Source organism: Streptomyces sp. NPDC058246 (assembly GCF_042881985.1).
Lineage (GTDB): Bacteria > Actinomycetota > Actinomycetes > Streptomycetales > Streptomycetaceae > Streptomyces.
The window spans coordinates 185,309-206,212 of record NZ_JBHVWZ010000007.1 but is presented as its reverse complement, the minus strand read 5'-3'; the positions used below and the strand labels follow the sequence as shown (position 1 = coordinate 206,212).

The following is a 20,904-nucleotide window of genomic DNA, read 5'->3' as shown; positions in this document are numbered from 1 at the left end:
CCCGCGCGGATGCGTTCGCTGCTAGCTTCGAGATGTGCCTAACAAACGTTTGGTGGAAAGGTAGCTGATGCGCCCATGGGTGTCTCCACCTCGTCCCCGGAAAAGGGGATTTCCGTCATCACGGTCGACTTCCCACCGGTGAACGCACTGCCGGTGCGGGGCTGGTTCGACCTGGCCGACACCGTCCGCGCGGCGGGCCGCGACCCCGAGATCCGCTGTGTCGTGCTGACGGCGGAGGGGCGCGGTTTCAACGCGGGCGTGGACATCAAGGAGATACAGCGCGAGAGGGAGGGGCTTCGTGAGACGGACGGGCATCGCGCGCTCATAGGCGCCAACCGCGGCTGCTTCGAGGCCTTCGCCGCGGTGTACGAGTGCGAGGTGCCCGTCGTCGCGGCGGTGCAGGGCTTCTGCCTGGGCGGCGGAATCGGGCTCGTGGGGAACGCGGACGCGATCGTGGCGAGCGAGGACGCGACCTTCGGGCTGCCCGAGCTGGACCGGGGCGCACTCGGCGCGGCCACGCATCTGGCCCGGCTGGTCCCCCAGCACCTGATGCGCGTCCTTTACTACACCGCGCGCACGGCGACCGCCGCCGAGCTGCACGCGCACGGCTCGGTGTGGAAGGTCGTACCGCGCGAGGAACTGCACGCGGCGGCCCTGGAGTTGGCCCGCGAGATAGCCGCCAAGGACGGCCACCTCCTCCGCCTCGCGAAGGCCGCCATCAACGGAATCGACCCGGTTGACGTGCGCCGCAGCTACCGCTTCGAGCAGGGCTTCACCTTCGAGGCGAACCTCAGCGGGGTGGCCGACCGCGTCCGCGACACCTTCGGAAAGGAGGCCGCGCAGTGAGCGACAAGAACATGTCGGCCGAGGAAGCCGTCGCCCGTCTGGAGAGCGGGATGACCCTCGGCATCGGCGGCTGGGGCTCGCGCCGCAAGCCGATGGCCCTGGTGAGAGCACTGCTCCGCACCGAGATCACCGATCTCACCGTGGTGTCGTACGGCGGCCCGGACGTGGGCCTGCTGGCCGCCGCCGGACGGATCCGCAAGCTCGTCACCGCCTTCGCCACCCTCGACTCGATCCCGCTCGAACCGCACTACCGCGCGGCGCGCGAGAGCGGTGCCTTCGAGCTGATGGACGTTGACGAGGCGATGTTCATGTGGGGGTTGCACGCCGCCGCGAACCGGCTGCCGTTCCTGCCGGTGCGGGCGGGCATCGGCTCGGACGTGATGCGGGTCAACCCCGGCCTGCGTACGGTCACTTCGCCGTATGCCGACGCGTCGCCGGGGACGGGGAAGGGGAAGGAGGGCTCCGGCTCCTCGGGAACAGGGAAGGAGGACTCCTCGGGGTTACGGAAGGAGGACTCCCCAGGAATACGGGAGGAGTTCGTCGCCATGCCCGCCCTGCGCCTGGACGCGGCCCTGGTCCACATGAACCGCGCGGACCGCTCGGGCAACGGCCAGTACCTCGGCCCGGACCCGTACTTCGACGACCTGTTCTGCGAGGCGGCGGACACGGCGTACGTCTCCTGCGAGCGGATCGTGGACACGGCGGAGCTGACCAAGGAGGCCGCGCCGCAGACGCTGCTGCTCAATCGGTCGAGCGTGACGGGCGTCGCCGAGACGCCGAACGGCGCGCACTTCACGTCGTGCGTCCCCGACTACGGGCGCGACGAGGCCTTCCAGAAGCTGTACGCGACCACGCCGTACGCCGAGTTCGCCGAGCGCTTCCTCGGCGGTGACGAGCAGACCTATCAGTCCGCCGTGCGGGCCTGGCACAAGGAGCAGCGATGAGCCCCACCACCTCGGTCACCCGTGCCGAGTACTGCGTGATCGCCTGCGCCGAGGCCTGGCGGGACAACGGCGAGGTGCTCGCCAGTCCGATGGGCGTGATCCCGTCCATAGGCGCCCGCCTCGCCAAGCGCACCTTCTCGCCCGACCTGCTGCTGACCGACGGCGAGGCGATGCTCGTCGGCCTCGACGGCACACCCGAGGGCTGGCTGCCGTACCGCCGGCATCTGGCCATGGTCACCGGCGGGCGGCGGCACGTGATGATGGGCGCGAGCCAGATCGACCGCTTCGGCAACCAGAACATCTCCTGCATCGGCGACTGGGCCAGACCCACACGCCAGCTGCTGGGCGTACGCGGAGCACCGGTCAACACCCTCAACAACCCCACCAGTTACTGGATCCCGAAGCACTCCCCGCGCGTGTTCGTCGAGCACGTCGACATGGTGTGCGGAGTGGGTTACGACCGCGCCGCCGCGGCGGGGCCGAGCGCCACCCGCTTCCACCGCATCCCCCGCGTGGTGACCGACCTCGCCGTCCTCGACTTCGCCACCCCCGACCACGCGATGCGCCTCGCCTCCATGCACCCGGGCGTCACGCTCGACCAGGTGAGGGCGGCGACGGGCTTCGAGCTGACCGTCCCGGACGAGGTGCCGTACACCCGCGCACCGACCCCGGGCGAGTTGCGGTTGATACGCGAGGTCGTCGACCCGAAGGGCATACGAGAGCGCGAGGTCCCCGAAAGTGGCGTCGGCACGGGCGGCCGAAAGCGCGAGGCCCCCGGAGTGGGCGTCGGCAGGGGCGGCCTGGATCGCGAGGCCCCCGGCGCCGGCGAGGCGGGGCGCTGGTGGAGACCGCGCTGACCCGGCTCGTCGGAGTCCGTCACCCCGTCGTGCAGACCGGTATGGGCTGGGTCGCGGGCCCGCGCCTGGTCTCCGCCGCGGCGAACGCGGGCGCGCTGGGCATCCTGGCCTCCGCGACGATGACGCTCGACCAGCTGCGGGACGCCGTACGGGAGGTCAAGTCCCGTACGGACGAGCCGTTCGGCGTAAATCTGCGCGCGGACGCCGGGGACGCGGGCGACCGGGTGCGGATCATCATCGACGAGGGGGTGCGCGTCGCGTCGTTCGCGCTCGCCCCCTCGCGCGAGCTGATCGCCGAGTTGAAGGAGGCGGGCGTGGTCGTCGTCCCGTCCGTCGGGGCGCGGCGGCACGCCGAGAAGGTGGCCGCCTGGGGCGCGGACGCGGTGATCGTGCAGGGCGGTGAGGGCGGCGGCCACACCGGCGAGGTGGCGACGACGGTGCTGCTGCCGCAGGTGGTGGACGCGGTGGACATCCCGGTGGTGGCGGCGGGGGGTTTCCACGACGGGCGGGGGCTGGTGGCGGCGCTGGCTTATGGGGCGGCGGGCATCGCCATGGGGACACGCTTCCTGCTGACCTCCGACTCCACCGTCCCGGACGCGGTGAAGGCCAAGTACCTGGCGGCGACGGTCAAGGACGTCACGGTGACGACCGCCGTCGACGGACTCCCGCACCGCATGCTGCGCAGCGAACTCGTCGACTCGCTCGAGAAGTCCGGCCGGACGAAGGCCCTCGTGCGGGCCGTGCGCCAAGCGGCCGGTTTCCGGAAGATATCCGGCCTCACCTGGCCACAGATGGTCCGCGACGGTCTGGCGATGAAGCACGGCAAGGACCTCTCCTGGAGCCAGGTCCTGCTCGCCGCCAACACGCCGATGCTCCTCAAGTCCTCGATGGTGGACGGGCGCACGGACCTGGGGGTGATGGCGTCGGGGCAGGTGGCGGGTGTGATCGAAGATCTGCCGTCGTGCGCGGAGCTGATCGACCGCGTGATGGCGGAGGCCGACGAGACGCTGGGGGCCCTGCCGTCGCCCGATGCGTTCGCCCCGCCGCCCCTGCCCAGCCCCGCTGAAAGACCGCGCAGTTCCCCGCGCCCCTGACAAGGGACGCGGGGAACTGCGCGAACGGGGTCTGGGGCGGAGCCCCAGGTACGGGCGAGGCCAGGGGCGGCGGGGGCGAAGGAACTCACCCTCCCCCGGCCTCCTCAGAGCCGCTCGATGATCGTCACGTTCGCCTGGCCGCCGCCCTCGCACATGGTCTGGAGGCCGAATCGCCCACCGGTGCGCTCCAGCTCATGCAACAGCGTCGTCATCAGCTTCACACCCGTGGCGCCGAGCGGATGCCCCAGCGCGATCGCGCCGCCGTTGACGTTGACCTTCTCCGGGTCGGCGCCGGTCTCCTTGAGCCAGGCGAGGACGACCGGCGCGAAGGCCTCGTTGATCTCGACGAGGTCGATGTCGCCGATGGACATGCCGGTCTTCTTCAGGGCGTGCGCGGTGGCCGGAATGGGCGCGGACAGCATCCGGATGGGGTCCTCGCCGCGTACGGAGAGATGGTGGACGCGCGCCCGCGGCCTCAGCCCGTGCTCCCGTACCGCCCGCTCGGAGGCAAGCAGCATCGCGGCGGCGCCGTCGGAGACCTGCGAGGAGCAGGCCGCGGTGATGGTGCCACCGTCGAGCACCGGCTTCAGGCCCGCCATCTTCGCCAGGGAGGTGTCCCGGCGCGGCCCCTCGTCGGCCGTGACCTCCCCGTAGGCGACGGTCTCGCGCGCGAAGCGGCCCTCGTCGAGGGCGCGGACCGCCCGCTGGTGGGAGCGGAGCGCGAACTCCTCCTGGTCGCGGCGGGTGATGCTCCACTTGGCCGCGATCAGCTCGGCGCCGTGGAACTGGTTGACGGGCCGGTCGCCGTAGCGCGCCCGCCAGCCTTCGCTGCCCGCGAAGGGGCCGGCCGTCAGCCCGAGGGGCTCCGCCGCCTGGCGGGAGGCGAAGGCGATGGGTATCTGCGACATGTTCTGGACTCCGCCGGCGACCACCAGGTCCTGGGTGCCGGACAGGACCGCCTGGGCGGCGAAGTGCACGGCCTGCTGGGAGGATCCGCACTGCCGGTCGACGGTGACGCCGGGCACTTCCTCGGGGAGCCCGGCCGCCAGCCAGCAGGTGCGGGCGATGTCCCCGGCCTGCGGCCCCACCGTGTCCAGACAGCCGAAGACCACGTCCTCGACGGCGGCCGGGTCCACCCCGGACCGCTCGACCAGTGCCTTCAGTACATGCGCGCCGAGGTCGGCGGGGTGGACCCCGCTCAGCCCTCCCCGGCGCCGCCCTACGGGCGTGCGGACCGCTTCGACGATGTAGGCCTCGGCCATGACAACTCCCTCACAGACATGGGCTATCGCACATGGGCTGTCGCGGACATGGGCTGTTCGCGTACGGAGATCCCGTCGAGGACCATCGACAGGTACTGGCGGGCGATCTCCTCCGGGCTGTGCTGTCCGCCGGGCCGGTACCAGGACGCGGCGACCCACACCGTGTCGCGCACGAACCGGTAGGTGAGCCGGATGTCGAGGTCGGCCCGGAAGACCTCGGCGGCGACCCCGCGCTCCAGCGTGCTCAGCCACGCCTTCTCGAAGTTGCGCTGCGACTCGGCGAGGAACGCGAAGCGCTGCTGGGCCGCGAGGTGCTTGGACTCCTTCTGGTAGATCGCGACGGCGGCGCGGTGCCGGTCGATCTCCCGGAAGGACTCGGTGACCAGGGCCTCCAGGGTCTCCCGGGGACCGAGCTCGGCGCCGAGGACGGCGTCGTAGCCGTCCCACAGCTCGTCGAGGAAGGTCCGCAGGATCTCCTCCAGCATCGATTCCTTGGAGTCGAAGTGGTAGTAGAGGCTGCCCGCGAGCATCCCGGCCTCGTCCGCGATCTTGCGTACGGTGGTGGCGTTGTAGCCCTGCTCGGCGAAGACCTCGGCGGCGGTGCCGAGCAGTTCACGGCGCCGCTCCGGGGAGGCGGTCACCTGGGGCTTCTTCTTGGTAGGCACGGGTCCATTGTGGTCCCGCGGCCCTCCGGGCCCCGCATGCCGGGCGCCCCCGGCCCCCCTCGCGCGCCGGCCACTGCCAGGCAGCCCCGCACACCGCCCACCGCCCGTCCGCCCCGCGCGCCGGCCACCGCCAAGCCCCGACGCACGCCGCACACCGCCAGGCCGCGAACCCCACCGGCCGCCGCCCGGTCACCGCACACGCCGGTCACCACCCCGCCCCTACGCATGCTGGCTGCTGACGGAGACGACCTCGCCCGTCATGTACGAGGAGTAGCCGGATGCCAGGAACACGATCACGTTGGCGACCTCCCACGGCTCGGCGTACCTCCCGTAGGCCTCGCGGGCGGTCAGCTCCTCCAGGAGCTCGGGCGTGGTGACCTTGGCGAGGTGCGGGTGCATGGCGAGGCTGGGCGAGACGGCGTTGACCCGCACCCCGTACGCGGCGGCCTCGATCGCGGCGCACCGGGTGAGCGCCATGACACCGGCCTTCGCGGCGGCGTAGTGGGCCTGGCCGACCTGGGCGCGCCAGCCGATCACGGAGGCGTTGTTGACGAGGACTCCCCCGCGGGCCTGCTCCTTGAGTCTGCGCAGAGCGGCCCGGGTGCACCGGAAGGTGCCGTTCAACGTGATGTCCAGGACCTTGGACCACTGCTCGTCGGTCATGTCGACGAGGTCGGCGGTACCGCCGAGTCCGGCGTTGTTGACCACGATGTCGAGTCGGCCGTGCGTCCGTGTCGCGGCGTCGAAGAGCGCCGTCACCTGTGCCTCGTCGGTGACGTCGCAGGGCCGCGCCGCGACGCGCTCGGCCCCGAACTCGTCGGCCAGCGCCGCCTCGTGCTCCTTCAGCCGCCGCGCGTGCGCGTCGCTGATCAGCACGCGCGCGCCCTCCTCCAGGAAGCGACGGGCCGTGGCTCCGCCGATCCCGGCACCCGCGGCGGCGGTGACGACTGCGGTGCGCCCTTCCAGCAGCCCGTGCCCGGGTACGTACTCCGGACCCTCGACGTCTGTCATGGCTCCACGCTAACCTACCAAACACTTGTTAGGGAAGGATCGTCGCTGATGGATCTTGACTTCACGCCGCAGGAGCGGACCTTCCGTGCCGAGGCGCGCGCCTGGCTCGCCGCCCATGTGCCACCGGCGCCCCTCCCCTCCCTGGAGACCGAGGAGGGCTTCGCCGCGCACCGCGCGTGGGAGGCCGAACTGTCCGCGGACCGCTGGTCGGTGGTGTCGTGGCCGGTGGCGTACGGCGGCCGGGACGCGGACATCGTGCGGTGGCTGGTCTTCGAGGAGGAGTACTACGCGGCAGGCGCCCCGGGCCGAGTCGGCCAGAACGGCATCAACCTGCTCGCGCCGACACTCTTCGACCACGGAACACCGGAGCAACGCGCGCGCGTGCTGCCGTCGATGGCCTCGGGCGAAGTGATCTGGGCGCAGGCCTGGTCCGAGCCGGAGGCGGGCTCCGACCTGGCGTCACTGACGTCCCGCGCGGTGCGCACGGACGGCGGCTGGCTGCTGAGCGGGCAGAAGACCTGGTCGTCGCGGGCCGCGTTCGCCGACCGCGCGTTCGGCCTGTTCCGCAGCGAGCCGGACACACCGAAACCCCATCAGGGCCTGACCTACCTGATGTTCGACCTGCGCGCGCCGGGGGTGACGGTCCGCCCGATCGGCCGCCTGGACGGCAAACCGGCCTTCGCCGAACTCTTCCTGGACGAGGTGTTCGTCCCGGACGAGGACGTGATCGGCGAGCCGGGCGGGGGCTGGCGGGTCGCCATGTCGACGGCGGGCAACGAACGCGGGCTGACGCTGCGCTCGCCGGGCCGCTTCCTCGCCGCCGCCGACCGGCTGGTGGACCTCTGGCGCGCCCACGCCGACCCCTCGGACACCGCTCTGCGCGACCGGGTGGCCGACGCGGTGATCGGCGCCCGCGCCTACCAGCTCTTCACCTACGCCAACGCCTCCCGCTTCCTCGACGGCGAGAGCATCGGCCCGGAGTCCAGCCTGAACAAGGTCTTCTGGTCCGAGTACGACATCGCGGTGCACGAGACCGCGCTCGATCTCCTGGGCCCGGCGGGCGAGTCGGCGGACACGGACTGGGCCGAGGGATACGTCTTCTCGCTCGCCGGGCCCATCTACGCGGGCACCAACGAGATCCAGCGGGACATCATCGCCGAGCGGCTGCTCGGCCTGCCGAAGGGACGCCGCTGATGCGCTTCCTCCTCGACACCGAGCAGCGCGCCTTCGCCGCCTCCCTGGACGCGATGCTGACCTCCGCGCACACCCCCTCGGTCATCCGCGCCTGGGCCGAGGACGACCACACCCCGGGCCGTGCCCTGTGGTCCCGCCTGGCCGACGCCGGCGTCTTCGCGCTGGCGATACCGGAGGCGTACGAGGGGGCGGGCGCCCTGCCCGTCGAACTCGCCATCGCTTTCGTCGAGTTGGGCCGCCACGGCGTGCCGGGACCGCTGGTGGAGTCGGTCGCGGCGGCCGCGCTGCTCTCCGGGCTCGACGAGTCGGGCCCCGCCAAGCGGCTCCTGCCCATGCTCGTCTCGGGCGAGGCGATCGCGACGGTGGCCCTGCCGGGCGGGGGGCCGTACGTGCTCGACGGGGGCGCGGCGGACGTCCACCTGACGGTACGGGGGATCACCGCCGAGACGGCGGAACTCACCCTGACGCGCACGCCGGCACACACACCCACACCGACCACACCGACCACCCCACCACCAGGTGGCAGCGGCAGCGGCAGCGGCAGCGGCAGCGGCAGCGGCAGCGGCAGCGGCAGCGGCAGCGGCAGCGGCAGCGGCAGCGGCAGCGGCAGCGGCAGAACGGGCGTGGGAGCATCCGGTCACGCTGGGCCTCCGCCTGTCCCCGGCCCGCCCCGCACCGCGCCGCCGCTCACCCCCCGCCCCAGCCGCACCGCGCCGCCGCTCACCCCCCGCCCCTCCCTCGACCCCGCCCGCCGTCTCACCCGCCCCCTGCCGGGCGGTGAGATCCTCGCCACCGGCCCCCGCGTCACCCGCGCCGCCGCCCACGCCCTCGCCTGGGCCCGGCTCGCCACCGCCGCTCAAGCCCTCGGGGTGGGGCTGGCCCTCCTCGACCGGACCGTCGACCACGTCAAGCGGCGCAGCCAGTTCGGGGTGCCGGTCGGCTCGTTCCAGGCCGTCAAGCATCGGCTCGCCGACGCGCTGATCGGCCTGGAGTTCGCGCGGCCGCTGCTGTTCGGCGCCGCTCTGTCGATGACACCGGCGGACGTGGCCGCCGCCAAGGTCACGGCCTGTGAGGCGGCGTACGCCACGGCCCGTACGGCGCTCCAGTTGCACGGCGCGATCGGCTACACGGCGGAGTACGACCTGTCCCTGTGGCTGACCAAGGCCCGCGCCCTGCGGACGGCGTGGGGCACGCCCGCCCAGTGCCGGGCCGCGGTCCTCAGTGGTGGTGGTCCCCGCTCGTGAGCTCCCGGTACTCCTCGACCGTGGGCTTCGGGATCTGCGTGCCGGGTCCGTACAGGGCGCGCGCCAGCCGGGCGCGCAGCCGGCGTGAGGGGCCCACCCGGCGGACCACGCCGTTCGCGTCGACGAGCGGCCCCACCTCGTACGGCGGCGCCTGCTCGTGCTGGGTGAGGGTGAACCGCTGTGCCTGCGTGAGCGGTTCGTGGACCTCGACGTACTCGCCGTGCGGGAGCCGTTTGATGAGGCCGGACTCGCGCCCGTGCAGCACCTTGTCGCGGTCGCGGCGCTGCAGGCCCAGGCAGATCCGCTTCGTGACGACGTAGGCGAGCGCGGGCGCGACGAAGAAGGCGACCCGGACGAACCAGGTGATCGCGTTGATCGAGAGATGGAAGTGGGTGGCCCACAGGTCGTTGCCCCCGCCGACCAGCAGCACGGCGTACAGCGTCAGCCAGGCGACACCGAGGCCGGTGCGCGTCGGCACGTTGCGCGGCCGGTCCAGGATGTGGTGCTCGCGCTTGTCCCCGGTGATCCACGCCTCGATGAACGGATAGACGGCGATGGCGGTCATGATGAGCGGGAAGAGGGAGAAGGGGATGAAGACGCCCAGCTGGAGGGTGTGGCCCCAGGCGTTGATCTCCCATCCCGGCATCACCCGGATCAGCCCTTCGGAGAAGCCGAGATACCAGTCGGGTTGGGCACCGGTCGTCACCAGGTCCGGGCGGTAGGGCCCGAAGGCCCACACGGGGTTGATCGTCGCGATGGCGCCCATGATCGACAGCACCCCGAAGACGAGGAAGAAGAAGCCGCCGGCCTTGGCCATGTAGACCGGCATGAACGGCATGCCGACGACCGACTTCTGGTCGCGTCCGGGCCCCGGATACTGCGTGTGCTTGTGGTAGAAGACCAGGATCAGGTGGGCGACCACCAGGCCCAGCATGATCCCGGGCAGCAGCAGCACGTGGATCGGGAAGAAGCGCGGAATGATGTCGTGCCCGGGGAACTCCCCTCCGAAGAGGAAGAAGGAGAGGTACGTCCCCACGATCGGGACCGACAGGATGGCGCCCTGGGCGAAGCGGACGCCGGTGCCGGAGAGCAGGTCGTCGGGGAGCGAGTAGCCGGTCAGCCCGGTGATGAGGCCGAGCATCAGCAGGGTCCAGCCGAACAGCCAGTTGACTTCGCGCGGTTTGCGGAACGCGCCGGTGAAGAAGACCCGCATCATGTGCACGAGCATCCCGGCGAGGAAGACGAGCGCCGCCCAGTGGTGGATCTGCCGGATCAGCAGACCGCCGCGCACATCGAAGCTGATGTGGAGCGTGGACTCGTACGCCCGCGTCATGATGATGCCGTTCAGCGGCTTGTACGAGCCGTGGTAGACGACCTCCACGCCGCTCGGCTCGAAGAAGAGGGTGAGGTAGACGCCGGTGAGGATCAGGATGAGGAAGCTGTAGAGACAGACCTCGCCGAGCATGAACGACCAGTGGTCCGGAAAGACCTTGCGCATATTGGCCTTGGCCAGCGCATAGAGGCCCAGCCGCCCGTCGGCCCAGTCCGCGAGCCGCTCCCCCTTGCCGGTCTCCCCCCGCCGCCGGGAACCGGAGGCATCGACACCGGACGAAGCCCCGGCACCCACCGTCCCCGCGGACGAAGTCCCGGCACGCGCCGTCTCTCCAGGTGAAGCCCCGGCACCCGCCGCCCCTCCCAGGGAAGCCCCGGCACCCGCCGCCCCTGCGGACGAAGTCCCGGCACGCGCCGTCTCTCCGGGTGAAGTCCCGGCACCCGCCGCCCCTCCCGGGGAAGTCCCGCCACCCGAAGTCCCCTCGTCCCGACTGGAGTTGATCTCTCGCGCGCCCATACACCGCTCCCCTCGGCCCCCCAGGGTGGCATGACACCTCCCCGAAGCCAACGGTGCGTCACGAGCCGATCGGCGAGACGAGCGACGCCCGCGCCTCGGTCAACTCCCCGGCCCTCTCGTCGAGTTCGCCGAGCCATCCAGGAGGATCCGGATGCCGCGTAGGAAGGTCCCGGCGGTCAGTCCCGTGGCGTGAGAGCGATGACGGCGGTACGGCCCGTCGCGTGCAGGACGGCGTCCTCGTCGGTCAGCAGCACGGCGTCGTACCGCCCGATGGTGTGTCCGGCCACCTCGGCGGTCCCGTCGAGGGCGACGACCAGCACGGCCGGGCCCGCCGGGACGGCGATGGGCCGCCGCGACTGCGCGACCGTGACGCTCGGGGCCACCTCGCCGCCCCTGCGCCACATGACGTTGAGGTTGACCACCGGGCCGCCGAGCAGCCGGCAGTCGGTCGGCAGGTCGCCGGGGAAGCCCTGGGGAACGAACCGGGTGTCGACCCGTCGCGCCTCGCCGCCGACGGTCAGGTCCATCCCCTCGCCCTCGACCATGGTGAGGATCCGGTCCACCTCGGCGAACGCCGAGAACGGCCCGCCCGCAGCGACCTCGGCCAGGCTCACACGCCACACGAATCCGGCCATGTCCGCGCCCTCGGGCCAGGCGGCGATCTCGCGCGTGACGCCGCCGCCGTTCTTCCAGGGCACGGCGACCCGCTCGGCGGCGGGCAGCGGTCGTACGGTCATCGCACGATCCCCCGCTCTCGTGCCGCCGCCAGCCACTGCGGGAACTCGCCCACCAGTCGGTCGTACAGCTCCTCGTCGGACACCTTCCGTGGATCCGAACCGGCATGGAAGAAACCGGCGTTGTCGACCACCCGCTTCTGCGGCACGGCCAACTCGTCGAGTCTGCGCAGGAATGCGAACTGCTTGCTGTCCGGGTCCCCGAACCCTATGAACTGCCAGAACAGCGGGAGCTTCGCCGCCTTGCACAGATACCGTTCGGCGGCGAGCTTGTTGATCGGTCCGCCGTCGGTCTGGAAGACGACGAGGGCGGGCTCCTTGGAGCCGCTGTCCAGGTAGTGGTCGATGACCGCGTCCATGGCCAGGTGGTAGCTGGTCTTCCCCATGTGCCCGAGTCCGGCGACGATCCGCTCCACCCGGCCCTGGTGGTCGTCGAGTCCTATGCCGGTGACGGCGTCGATGTCCGTCGAGAAGAAGACGACCGGCACCGTCCCGTCGTCGTCGAAGTGGGCCGCCAGCCCGAGCACCCGGTCGGCGAGCGCCTGCACACTGCCGTCCTGGTAGTACGGCTTCATCGACCCCGAGTGGTCCAGCACCAGATACACGGCCGCCCGCTGCCCGTCCAGCCTGTGCTTCCGGAGGGACACCCCGGCGCTCTTGTACAGGCTGACCAGCGCGGGCGCGGTGTCCTCGACCTTGCTGAGACTGATCGCGGCCACAAGGGCTCCCTTCGGGTCCGGGGCGGGAAGGCCGAGGCTACGCCACAGCGACCCCACCCCTCCCCTTCGTCAACCGCGTTCGCTATTTTGTTCGCCGCCGACCCCACCGGCTCACCAACCGATCGCCCTCTCCAAGGAGCCGGCCGTGGAGTCCGAGTCCACCGTCACCACCTGCTTCCGCCATCCCAAGGTGGAGTCCCACGTCCGCTGCACCCGCTGCGACCGCTATATCTGCCCGGACTGCATGCGCGAGGCGGCCGTGGGCCATCAGTGCGTGGAGTGCGTGAAGGAGGGCGCACGGTCGGTGCGCCAGGCCCGTACCGCCTTCGGGGGACGGATCACCACGGCGCCGCTGGTGACGTACGTCCTCATCGCGCTCAATGTGCTCGCCTATCTCGGCGAGTTGGTGCGGCCGTCGATCGTGGACCGGTTCGAGATGCTGGGCGCCGGGCTCGTGGGGCCGGACGGCACGCACTATCTGTGGCAGCACCCGTATCCGTCGGAGCTCCACGCGGAGGGCGTCGTCGGCGGTGAGTGGGAGCGGCTGCTGACGGGCTCGTTCCTGCATCTGCCGCCCACCGAGGGGACGTTCGGGATCCTGCACATCGTGATGAACATGGTGTCGCTGTGGAACATCGGCCGGGTGGTGGAGTCCCAGCTGGGCCGGGTCCGCTACCTCGCCCTCTATCTCCTGTCGGCGCTCGGCGGCTCGGTCCTCGTGCTGCTGATCGCGCCCGACACCCCCACGGTCGGCGCGTCGGGCGCGATCTTCGGGCTCGGCGCCGCCTACTACGTGATGGCCCGCCGGCTGGGGGCCGACATGAGCACCGTCAACCGTTTCATGGCGGGTCTGCTGGTCTGGCTGCTGATCTCCGCCGGCCTCACCTCCTGGCAGGGCCACTTGGGCGGTCTGCTGGCGGGCGGCGTGGTGACGCTGGCGTACGCGTACGTGCCGCGCGGCCCGCGCCGGGGCCCGATCCATGCGGTCGCCTGCGTCGCACTCCTCGTCCTGCTGGTGCTGCCGGCGGTGGGCAAGGTCTCCCAACTCACGGGATAAGTGACGTAACCGCGCCCTACCCTGAGCGCCATGAAACGCGCCGGTGTCCTGATGCTCGTGGCCGTACCCGTCGTCCTCGCGGCGACGGTGTACGGCTTCACGCCCACCCTCCACGACGACGCGCGGCCCGCCCTCCACGACGACGCGCGGCCCACGCGCCCGTCCGCGACACGTCAGTCGAAGGCCAAGACCCCCGAAGGTCTGTTCGTCCCCGCCGAGAAGGAACTCGCGCAGCAGCTCGTGGCCAGCGCCGAGAACTCGACCCTCGACTGGCGCAGCGCGTACGGCTACATCGAGGACATCGGCGACGGCCAGGGCTATACGGCGGGCATCATCGGGTTCTGCACCGGCACCCATGACCTGCTCCTGCTGGTCGAGCGCTACACCGAGGACCACCCGGCAGGCGGCCTCGCCCGCTACCTCCCCGCCCTGCGCCGGGTCGACGGCACGGACTCCCACCAGGGTCTCGACGGCTTCCCGGCGGCCTGGAAGAAGGAGGCCCTGGTCCCGGCCTTCCGCGCGGCCCAGGACGCCGAACGCGACCGGGTCTACTTCGACCCGGCGGTGCGCCGCGCCCGACTCGACGGCCTGGGCACGCTGGGCCAGTTCATCTACTACGACGCCATGGTCATGCACGGTCCCGGCACCGGCACGGGCGGCTTCTACGACCTGCGCACCCGTGCCATGGCCCAGGCCGACACCCCCGCCGAGGGCGGCTCGGAAAAGGCCTACCTCGACGCCTTCCTCGACATCCGCCGCGCCGCCATGAAGTCCACCGACGCCCACCGCGACACCACCCGCATCGACACGGCCCAGCGCGAGTTCCTGTACGCCGGAAACCTGGACCTGCGCACGCCGCTGGAGTGGAAGGTGTACGGGGAGACGTACAAGGTGCCGTGAGTGCGGGTACCGGCGGCGGAAAACGTGCCGTGAGTGCGGGTGCCGGCGGCGGACGCACCACGGCGCCCACCACCGTCCGGTCGGGGACAAGGCAGGCGCCGCGTTCAGTTCCGTACGCCGTTGTACGGGACGTTTGTCGGGGTGGAGCGTCGGATCGCCGGTGGTCGTCAGACCGTCAGGGAGCGGTCCGTGGGGCGGATCGGGGCCGGGAGGTCGCTCGCGCCCGTGAGGAAGCGGTCGACCCCGCGGGCGGCGGAGCGGCCCTCGGCGATCGCCCAGACGATCAGGGACTGGCCGCGGCCGGCGTCACCGGCGACGTACACGCCGGGGACGTTCGTCGCGAAGTCGGCGTCGCGGGCGATGTTGCCGCGGGCGTCGAGCTCAAGGCCGAACTGCGAGACCACACCGTTCTCGACGTCGGTCCCGGTGAAGCCCATGGCCAGCGTGACCAGCTGGGCGGGGATCTTGCGCTCGGTGCCCGGCTTCTGGTTCAGCTTGCCGTCGACGAACTCGACCTCGGCGAGGTGCAGCCACTGGACGTTGCCGTCCTCGTCGCCCTCGAAGTGGGTGGTCGAGACGGAGTAGACGCGCTCGCCGCCCTCCTCGTGCGCGGAGGTGACCTTGTAGAGCATCGGGAACGTCGGCCAGGGCTGGCCCGGGTTCCGCTCCTCGCCCGGGCGCGGCATGATCTCCAGCTGCGTGACCGAGGCCGCGCCCTGGCGGTGGGCGGTGCCCACGCAGTCCGCGCCGGTGTCGCCGCCGCCGATGACGATGACGTGCTTGCCCTCGGCCGTGATCGGGGGCGCCACGTAGTCGCCCTCCTGCACCTTGTTGGCCAGCGGGAGGTACTCCATCGCCTGGTGGATGCCCTTGAGCTCGCGGCCGGGGACCGGGAGGTCACGAGCGGTCGTGGCACCGGCGGCGATGACGACCGCGTCGTACCGCTTGCGCAGGTCGGTCGCCTTGAGGTCGCGGCCGATCTCGATGCCGGTGCGGAAGCGGGTGCCTTCCGCGCGCATCTGCTCGATGCGGCGGTTGATGTGCCGCTTCTCCATCTTGAACTCGGGGATGCCGTAGCGGAGCAGGCCGCCGACGCGGTCGGCGCGCTCGTAGACGGCGACCGTGTGGCCGGCCCGGGTGAGCTGCTGGGCGGCGGCCAGGCCCGCCGGGCCCGAGCCGATCACCGCGACCGTCTTGCCCGACAGGCGCTGGGGGATCTGCGGGGCGACATCGCCCGTGTCCCACGCCTTGTCGATGATCGAGACCTCGACGTTCTTGATGGTCACCGCGGGCTGGTTGATGCCGAGGACGCACGCCGATTCACAGGGGGCCGGGCACAGGCGTCCGGTGAACTCCGGGAAGTTGTTCGTGGCGTGCAGGCGTTCGGAGGCGGCCTGCCAGTCCTCGCGGTAGGCGTAGTCGTTCCACTCGGGGATCAGGTTCCCCAGCGGACAGCCGTTGTGGCAGAACGGGATACCGCAGTCCATGCAGCGGCCGGCCTGCTTGGAGATGATCGGGAGCAGCGAGCCCGGAACGTAGACCTCGTTCCAGTCCTTGACGCGCTCCTCCACCGGGCGGGTCCTGGCGACCTCGCGGCCGTGGTTCAGAAAGCCCCTGGGATCAGCCATTGGTCGCCGCCTCCATCATCTTCTCGGTGATCTCGGACTCGGGGAGCCCGGCTCGCTCGGCGGCGTCCTTGGCGGCGAGCACTGCCTTGTACGTGCTGGGGATGATCTTGCTGAAGCGGTCCACCGACACGGCCCACTCGGCGAGGAGCTTCTCGGCGACGGTCGAGCCGGTCTCCTCTGCGTGGCGGCGCACGACGTCGTGCAGCCACTGCTTGTCGGTGTCGTCCAGCTCCTCGACGGCGCCCGCGTTGCCCACGTTCACATTGTCGGGGTTCAGGTCGATGACGTACGCGATGCCGCCGGACATGCCGGCCGCGAAGTTGCGTCCCGTCTCGCCGAGGACCACCGCGTGACCGCCGGTCATGTACTCGCAGCCGTGGTCGCCCACGCCCTCCGAGACGACCGTCGCGCCGGAGTTGCGGACGCAGAAGCGCTCGCCGGTGCGGCCGCGCAGGAAGAGCTCGCCGCCCGTCGCTCCGTACGCGATGGTGTTGCCCGCGATCGTGGAGAACTCGGCGAGGTGGTCGGCGCCCCGGTCCGGGCGGACGATCACCCGGCCGCCGGAGAGGCCCTTGCCGACGTAGTCGTTGGCGTCGCCCTCCAGGCGCAGCGTGACACCGCGCGGCAGGAAGGCGCCGAAGGACTGGCCCGCCGAGCCGGTGAAGGTGATGTCGATGGTGTCGTCGGGCAGGCCCGCGCCGCCGAACTTCTTCGTCACCTCGTGGCCGAGCATGGTGCCGACCGTGCGGTTGATGTTGCGGATGGCGACCTGGGCGCGGACCGGCTGGGCCTCGGTCGCGCTGGACGCGGCGAGGGCGTCGGCGGCGAGCTTGATCAGCTCGTTGTCGAGCGCCTTCTCCAGGCCGTGGTCCTGCTCGACGACCTGGTGCAGCGGGGTGCCCTCGGGCAGCTCGGGCACGTAGAAGAGCGGGGACAGGTCGAGGCCCTGCGCCTTCCAGTGGTCGATCGCACGCGCCACGTCGAGGGCCTCGGCGTGACCGACGGCCTCCTCGATGGAGCGGAAGCCCAGCTCGGCGAGGATCTCGCGGACCTCCTCGGCGATGAACCGGAAGAAGTTCACGACGTGCTCGGCCTTGCCTGCGAACCGCTCGCGCAGCACCGGGTTCTGCGTGGCGATGCCGACCGGGCAGGTGTCCAGGTGGCAGACGCGCATCATGACGCAGCCGGAGACGACGAGCGGCGCGGTCGCGAAACCGAACTCCTCGGCGCCGAGCAGCGCGGCGATGACGACGTCGCGGCCGGTCTTCAGCTGGCCGTCGGTCTGGACGACGATGCGGTCGCGCAGGCCGTTGAGCAGCAGAGTCTGCTGGGTCTCGGCGAGGCCGAGCTCCCAGGGACCGCCGGCGTGCTTCAGCGAGGTCAGCGGGGAGGCGCCGGTACCGCCGTCGTGGCCGGAGATCAGGACGACGTCCGCGTGCGCCTTGGAGACACCCGCGGCGACCGTGCCGACGCCGACCTCGGAGACCAGCTTCACGTGAATCCGCGCCTGCGGGTTCGCGTTCTTCAGGTCGTGGATCAGCTGGGCCAGGTCCTCGATGGAGTAGATGTCGTGGTGCGGAGGCGGCGAGATCAGGCCCACGCCGGGGGTGCTGTGCCGGGTCTTGGCGACCCAGGGGTACACCTTGTGGCCGGGCAGCTGGCCGCCCTCGCCGGGCTTGGCGCCCTGCGCCATCTTGATCTGGATGTCGTCGGCGTTGACCAGGTACTCGGACGTCACACCGAAGCGGCCGGAGGCGACCTGCTTGATCGACGAACGGCGCGCCGGGTCGTACAGCCGGTCCGCGTCCTCGCCGCCCTCACCGGTGTTGGACTTGCCGCCCAGCTGGTTCATGGCGATGGCGAGGGTCTCGTGCGCCTCCTTGGAGATGGAGCCGTACGACATGGCGCCGGTGGAGAACCGCTTGACGATCTCGGAGACGGGCTCGACCTCGTCGACGGAGATCGACGGGCGGCCCGAGGTGAAGCCGAACAGGCCGCGCAGCGTCATCAGGCGCTCGGACTGCTCGTTCACCCGGTCCGTGTACTTCTTGAAGATCTCGTAGCTGCCGGAGCGCGTCGAGTGCTGGAGGCGGAAGATCGTCTCCGGGTCGAACAGGTGCGGCTCGCCCTCACGGCGCCACTGGTACTCGCCCCCTATGTCGAGGGCGCGGTGCGCGGGCGCGATGCCGGAGGCCGGGTAGGCCTTGGCGTGCCGGGCGGCGACCTCCTTGGCGATGACGTCGAGACCGGCGCCGCCGATCTTCGTCGCCGTGCCGTTGAAGTACTTCTCGACGAAGGCCTGGTCCAGGCCGACGGCCTCGAAGACCTGGGCGCCGCGGTAGGAGGCGACGGTCGAGATGCCCATCTTGGACATGACCTTGAGGACGCCCTTGCCGAGCGCGTAGATCAGGTTGCGGATGGCCTGCTCGGCCTCGATGCCCTGCAGGAAGGTGCCCGCGCGGACGAGGTCCTCGACGGACTCCATCGCGAGGTAGGGGTTGACCGCGGCGGCGCCGTAGCCGATGAGGAGGGCCACGTGGTGGACCTCGCGGACGTCACCGGCCTCGACCAGCAGGCCCACCTGGGTGCGCTGCTTGGTGCGGATGAGGTGGTGGTGGACGGCCGCGGTGAGCAGCAGCGAGGGGATCGGCGCGTGCTCGGCGTCGGAGTGCCGGTCCGAGAGGACGATCAGACGGGCGCCGTTCTCGATGGCGGCGTCGGCCTCGGTGCAGATCTCCTCGATGCGGGCGGCGAGGGAGTCGCCGCCGCCGGAGACCCGGTACAGGCCGGAGAGGGTCGCGGCCTTCATGCCGGGCATGTCGCCGTCGGCGTTGATGTGGATGAGCTTGGCCAGCTCGTCGTTGTCGATCACCGGGAAGGGCAGGGTGACGCTACGACAGGAGGCCGCGGTCGGCTCGAGCAGGTTGCCCTGCGGGCCGAGGGAGGAACGCAGGGAGGTGACCAGCTCTTCGCGGATCGCGTCCAGCGGCGGGTTGGTGACCTGTGCGAACAGCTGGGTGAAGTAGTCGAAGAGCAGGCGCGGGCGGGCGGACAGCGCGGCGATCGGCGAGTCCGTACCCATCGATCCGATCGGCTCGGCGCCGGCCTTGGCCATCGGTGCGAGGATGACGCGCAGCTCCTCCTCCGTGTAACCGAAGGTCTGCTGGCGGCGGGTGACCGAGGCGTGGGTGTGCACGATGTGCTCGCGCTCGGGCAGGTCGGAGAGCTCGATCTCGCCGGCCTCCAGCCACTCCGCGTACGGCTTCTCGGCGGCGAGGCCGGCCTTGATCTCGTCGTCCTCGATGATGCGGTGCTCGGCGGTGTCCACGAGGAACATCCGGCCGGGCTGAAGGCGGCCCTTGCGGACGACCTTCGCGGGGTCGATGTCGAGGACGCCGACCTCGGAGCCGAGGACGACCAGGCCCTCGTCGGTGACCCAGTAGCGGCCGGGGCGCAGACCGTTGCGGTCGAGGACCGCTCCGACCTGGGTGCCGTCGGTGAAGGTGACGCAGGCCGGGCCGTCCCAGGGCTCCATCATCGTGGCGTGGAACTGGTAGAAGGCGCGCCGGGCCGGGTCCATGGAGTCGTGGTTCTCCCACGCCTCCGGGATCATCATCAGCACGGAGTGCGGCAGCGAGCGGCCGCCGAGGTGCAGGAGTTCGAGCACCTCGTCGAAGGACGCCGAGTCGGAGGCGTCGGGCGTACAGATCGGGAAGACCCGCTCCAGGCCCTTGTCCCCGAACAGGTCGGAGACCAGCTGGGACTCGCGGGCGACCATCCAGTTGCGGTTGCCCTTGACCGTGTTGATCTCGCCGTTGTGCGCGACGAAGCGGTACGGGTGGGCGAGCGGCCACGACGGGAAGGTGTTGGTGGAGAACCGGGAGTGCACGAGCGCGATCGCGGAGGCGAAGCGGCGGTCGGACAGGTCAGGGAAGAAGGGCTCCAGCTGGCCGGTGGTCAGCATGCCCTTGTAGACGATGGTCCGCGCGGACAGCGACGGGAAGTAGACGCCGGCCTCGCGCTCGGCGCGCTTGCGCAGCACGAAGGCCTTGCGGTCGAGGTCGATGCCCTCCGCGGCCGACTCGGCGTCGGACACGAAGACCTGGCGGAAGACGGGCATCGTGGAGCGGGCGGTGGCGCCGAGGAGTTCGGGCGCGACCGGGACCTCGCGCCAGCCGAGGACGGTGAGGCCCGCGTCGGCGGCGATCGTCTCGATCTGTGAGACGACTTCGGCTGTGCCGTCCTCGGGCAGGAAGGCGATGCCTACGGCGTACGCACCGGCTGCGGGGAGATCGAATCCGGCCACCTCGCGGAGAAAGGCGTCCGGTACCTGGGAGAGGATGCCCGCGCCGTCGCCCGAGTCGGGCTCGGAGCCGGTGGCACCGCGGTGCTCCAGATTGCGCAGAACGGTGAGCGCCTGCTCGACCAGCGCGTGGCTCGCCTCGCCGGTGAGGGTGGCCACGAAACCGACGCCACAGGCGTCGTGCTCGTTGCGGGGGTCGTACATACCCTGGGCAGCAGGGCGAGCATCCATGAAGGACCACTTCTGGCCGTTCGTGGAGTGCTGGGACGGCTGGCGCGGTGTACGCATCGGCTCTCCCGTCGTCGTCGTGGCATATGACATCTGCCGAGGGACGACGTTGGCCCTCTGCTGGGGGTGCAAAATTTCGTGCAGGTTACATGATGGAGCGATTCTCGGGAACCGGATACCGCGTTCCATCATGCGGACACCGCGGGGTCGCGGTGGGGGTACCGCGCGCAGCGGTGGAGTTAAGGGGACCGAAGCGGACAGATCCATGCCCGTCGGCCCGGAGCGCAGCAGGCAACGTCGCCCGCCGCGTGGGCGCGCGGCAGGCCTCATTGCCCACAGCGCTTACGGCTCATGCCCGGTGGTTAAGCG

At 71.1% G+C, this 20,904-nt stretch carries 15 protein-coding genes and 1 pseudogene; 8 read left to right on the top strand and 8 right to left on the bottom strand.

Annotated features, from left to right (window positions below; all coding sequences use genetic code 11):
* Positions 1-75 precede the first annotated feature (75 nt).
* The 4 genes and pseudogenes from ACFVXA_RS13440 (at position 76) to ACFVXA_RS13425 (ending at position 3,741) form a co-directional block, all read left to right on the top strand.
* A complete protein-coding gene (locus ACFVXA_RS13440) occupies positions 76-846 on the top strand; it encodes an enoyl-CoA hydratase family protein (protein WP_390025022.1) in 771 nt (256 codons plus the stop codon).
* On the top strand, positions 843-1,790 hold the full coding sequence (locus ACFVXA_RS13435) for a CoA transferase subunit A (RefSeq protein ID WP_390025021.1): 948 nt from the start codon (positions 843-845) through the stop codon (positions 1,788-1,790). Before ACFVXA_RS13440 ends, ACFVXA_RS13435 begins: the two co-directional genes overlap by 4 nt.
* Positions 1,787-2,521 (top strand): annotated as a pseudogene (locus ACFVXA_RS13430) (CoA-transferase subunit beta); the annotation flags it as partial. The gene ACFVXA_RS13435 and the pseudogene ACFVXA_RS13430, both read left to right, overlap by 4 nt.
* A gap of 110 nt (positions 2,522-2,631) precedes the next feature.
* Entirely contained in the window at positions 2,632-3,741 is a 1,110-nt protein-coding gene (locus tag ACFVXA_RS13425) for an NAD(P)H-dependent flavin oxidoreductase (protein WP_390025019.1), read from the top strand.
* Between the two features lie 104 nt (positions 3,742-3,845).
* On the opposite strand, the gene ACFVXA_RS13420 is transcribed toward ACFVXA_RS13425, so the two are convergent.
* From ACFVXA_RS13420 to ACFVXA_RS13410, 3 genes are all read right to left on the bottom strand, one after another.
* Entirely contained in the window at positions 3,846-5,003 is a 1,158-nt protein-coding gene (locus ACFVXA_RS13420) for an acetyl-CoA C-acetyltransferase (protein ID WP_390025017.1), read from the bottom strand.
* A gap of 23 nt (positions 5,004-5,026) precedes the next feature.
* Complete coding sequence (locus ACFVXA_RS13415) at positions 5,027-5,668, bottom strand: TetR/AcrR family transcriptional regulator (RefSeq protein ID WP_362031786.1); 642 nt, start codon at positions 5,666-5,668, stop codon at positions 5,027-5,029.
* Positions 5,669-5,887: 219 nt separating this feature from the next.
* The gene (locus tag ACFVXA_RS13410; protein ID WP_383747863.1) at positions 5,888-6,679 is read right to left on the bottom strand and encodes an SDR family oxidoreductase; all 792 of its coding nucleotides are present in this window, start codon (positions 6,677-6,679) and stop codon (positions 5,888-5,890) included.
* Between the two features lie 48 nt (positions 6,680-6,727).
* On the opposite strand from ACFVXA_RS13410, the gene ACFVXA_RS13405 reads away from it, so the two are divergent.
* Together ACFVXA_RS13405 and ACFVXA_RS13400 are read left to right on the top strand one after the other, a co-directional pair.
* Positions 6,728-7,873 carry an acyl-CoA dehydrogenase family protein gene (locus tag ACFVXA_RS13405; protein WP_384404268.1) on the top strand — a complete coding sequence of 382 codons (1,146 nt, stop codon included), beginning with the start codon at positions 6,728-6,730 and terminating at the stop codon, positions 7,871-7,873.
* On the top strand, positions 7,873-9,117 hold the full coding sequence (locus ACFVXA_RS13400; protein WP_390025015.1) for an acyl-CoA dehydrogenase family protein: 1,245 nt from the start codon (positions 7,873-7,875) through the stop codon (positions 9,115-9,117). Before ACFVXA_RS13405 ends, ACFVXA_RS13400 begins: the two co-directional genes overlap by 1 nt.
* Here the strand turns inward: ACFVXA_RS13400 and ACFVXA_RS13395 are convergent.
* The 3 genes from ACFVXA_RS13395 to ACFVXA_RS13385 form a co-directional block, all read right to left on the bottom strand.
* Positions 9,092-10,744, bottom strand: a complete 1,653-nt coding sequence (locus ACFVXA_RS13395; protein ID WP_390025013.1) for a cytochrome bc complex cytochrome b subunit — start codon at positions 10,742-10,744, stop codon at positions 9,092-9,094. The two genes, ACFVXA_RS13400 and ACFVXA_RS13395, sit on opposite strands and share 26 nt — an antisense overlap.
* A 398-nt stretch (positions 10,745-11,142) precedes the next feature.
* Entirely contained in the window at positions 11,143-11,703 is a 561-nt protein-coding gene (locus tag ACFVXA_RS13390; protein ID WP_362031777.1) for a HutD family protein, read from the bottom strand.
* Positions 11,700-12,419: a vWA domain-containing protein gene (locus ACFVXA_RS13385; RefSeq protein WP_383747871.1), complete on the bottom strand. Its 720-nt coding sequence runs from the start codon at positions 12,417-12,419 to the stop codon at positions 11,700-11,702. Before ACFVXA_RS13385 ends, ACFVXA_RS13390 begins: the two co-directional genes overlap by 4 nt.
* A 145-nt stretch (positions 12,420-12,564) precedes the next feature.
* Between ACFVXA_RS13385 and ACFVXA_RS13380 the strand changes: the two genes are divergently transcribed.
* Both ACFVXA_RS13380 and ACFVXA_RS13375 read left to right on the top strand, forming a co-directional pair.
* On the top strand, positions 12,565-13,476 hold the full coding sequence (locus ACFVXA_RS13380; RefSeq protein ID WP_362031773.1) for a rhomboid family intramembrane serine protease: 912 nt from the start codon (positions 12,565-12,567) through the stop codon (positions 13,474-13,476).
* A gap of 30 nt (positions 13,477-13,506) precedes the next feature.
* On the top strand, positions 13,507-14,376 hold the full coding sequence (locus tag ACFVXA_RS13375; protein ID WP_390025011.1) for a chitosanase: 870 nt from the start codon (positions 13,507-13,509) through the stop codon (positions 14,374-14,376).
* A gap of 167 nt (positions 14,377-14,543) precedes the next feature.
* Here the strand turns inward: ACFVXA_RS13375 and ACFVXA_RS13370 are convergent, their stop codons facing one another.
* Positions 14,544-16,004, bottom strand: a complete 1,461-nt coding sequence (locus ACFVXA_RS13370; RefSeq protein WP_362031769.1) for a glutamate synthase subunit beta — start codon at positions 16,002-16,004, stop codon at positions 14,544-14,546.
* A complete protein-coding gene (gene gltB, locus ACFVXA_RS13365) occupies positions 15,997-20,595 on the bottom strand; it encodes a glutamate synthase large subunit (protein WP_362031767.1) in 4,599 nt (1,532 codons plus the stop codon). The genes ACFVXA_RS13370 and gltB overlap by 8 nt, the downstream gene beginning before the upstream one ends.
* Positions 20,596-20,904 lie beyond the last annotated feature (309 nt).

Coding starts and splice junctions, on each gene's coding strand:
- ACFVXA_RS13370 (WP_362031769.1), bottom strand. CDS start 16,004: ATGGCTGATCCCAGGGGCTTTCTGAACCACGGCCGCGAGGTCGCCAGG.
- ACFVXA_RS13440 (WP_390025022.1), top strand. CDS start 76: ATGGGTGTCTCCACCTCGTCCCCGGAAAAGGGGATTTCCGTCATCACG.
- ACFVXA_RS13410 (WP_383747863.1), bottom strand. CDS start 6,679: ATGACAGACGTCGAGGGTCCGGAGTACGTACCCGGGCACGGGCTGCTG.
- ACFVXA_RS13420 (WP_390025017.1), bottom strand. CDS start 5,003: ATGGCCGAGGCCTACATCGTCGAAGCGGTCCGCACGCCCGTAGGGCGG.
- ACFVXA_RS13400 (WP_390025015.1), top strand. CDS start 7,873: ATGCGCTTCCTCCTCGACACCGAGCAGCGCGCCTTCGCCGCCTCCCTG.
- ACFVXA_RS13405 (WP_384404268.1), top strand. CDS start 6,728: ATGGATCTTGACTTCACGCCGCAGGAGCGGACCTTCCGTGCCGAGGCG.
- gltB (WP_362031767.1), bottom strand. CDS start 20,595: ATGCGTACACCGCGCCAGCCGTCCCAGCACTCCACGAACGGCCAGAAG.
- ACFVXA_RS13375 (WP_390025011.1), top strand. CDS start 13,507: ATGAAACGCGCCGGTGTCCTGATGCTCGTGGCCGTACCCGTCGTCCTC.
- ACFVXA_RS13390 (WP_362031777.1), bottom strand. CDS start 11,703: ATGACCGTACGACCGCTGCCCGCCGCCGAGCGGGTCGCCGTGCCCTGG.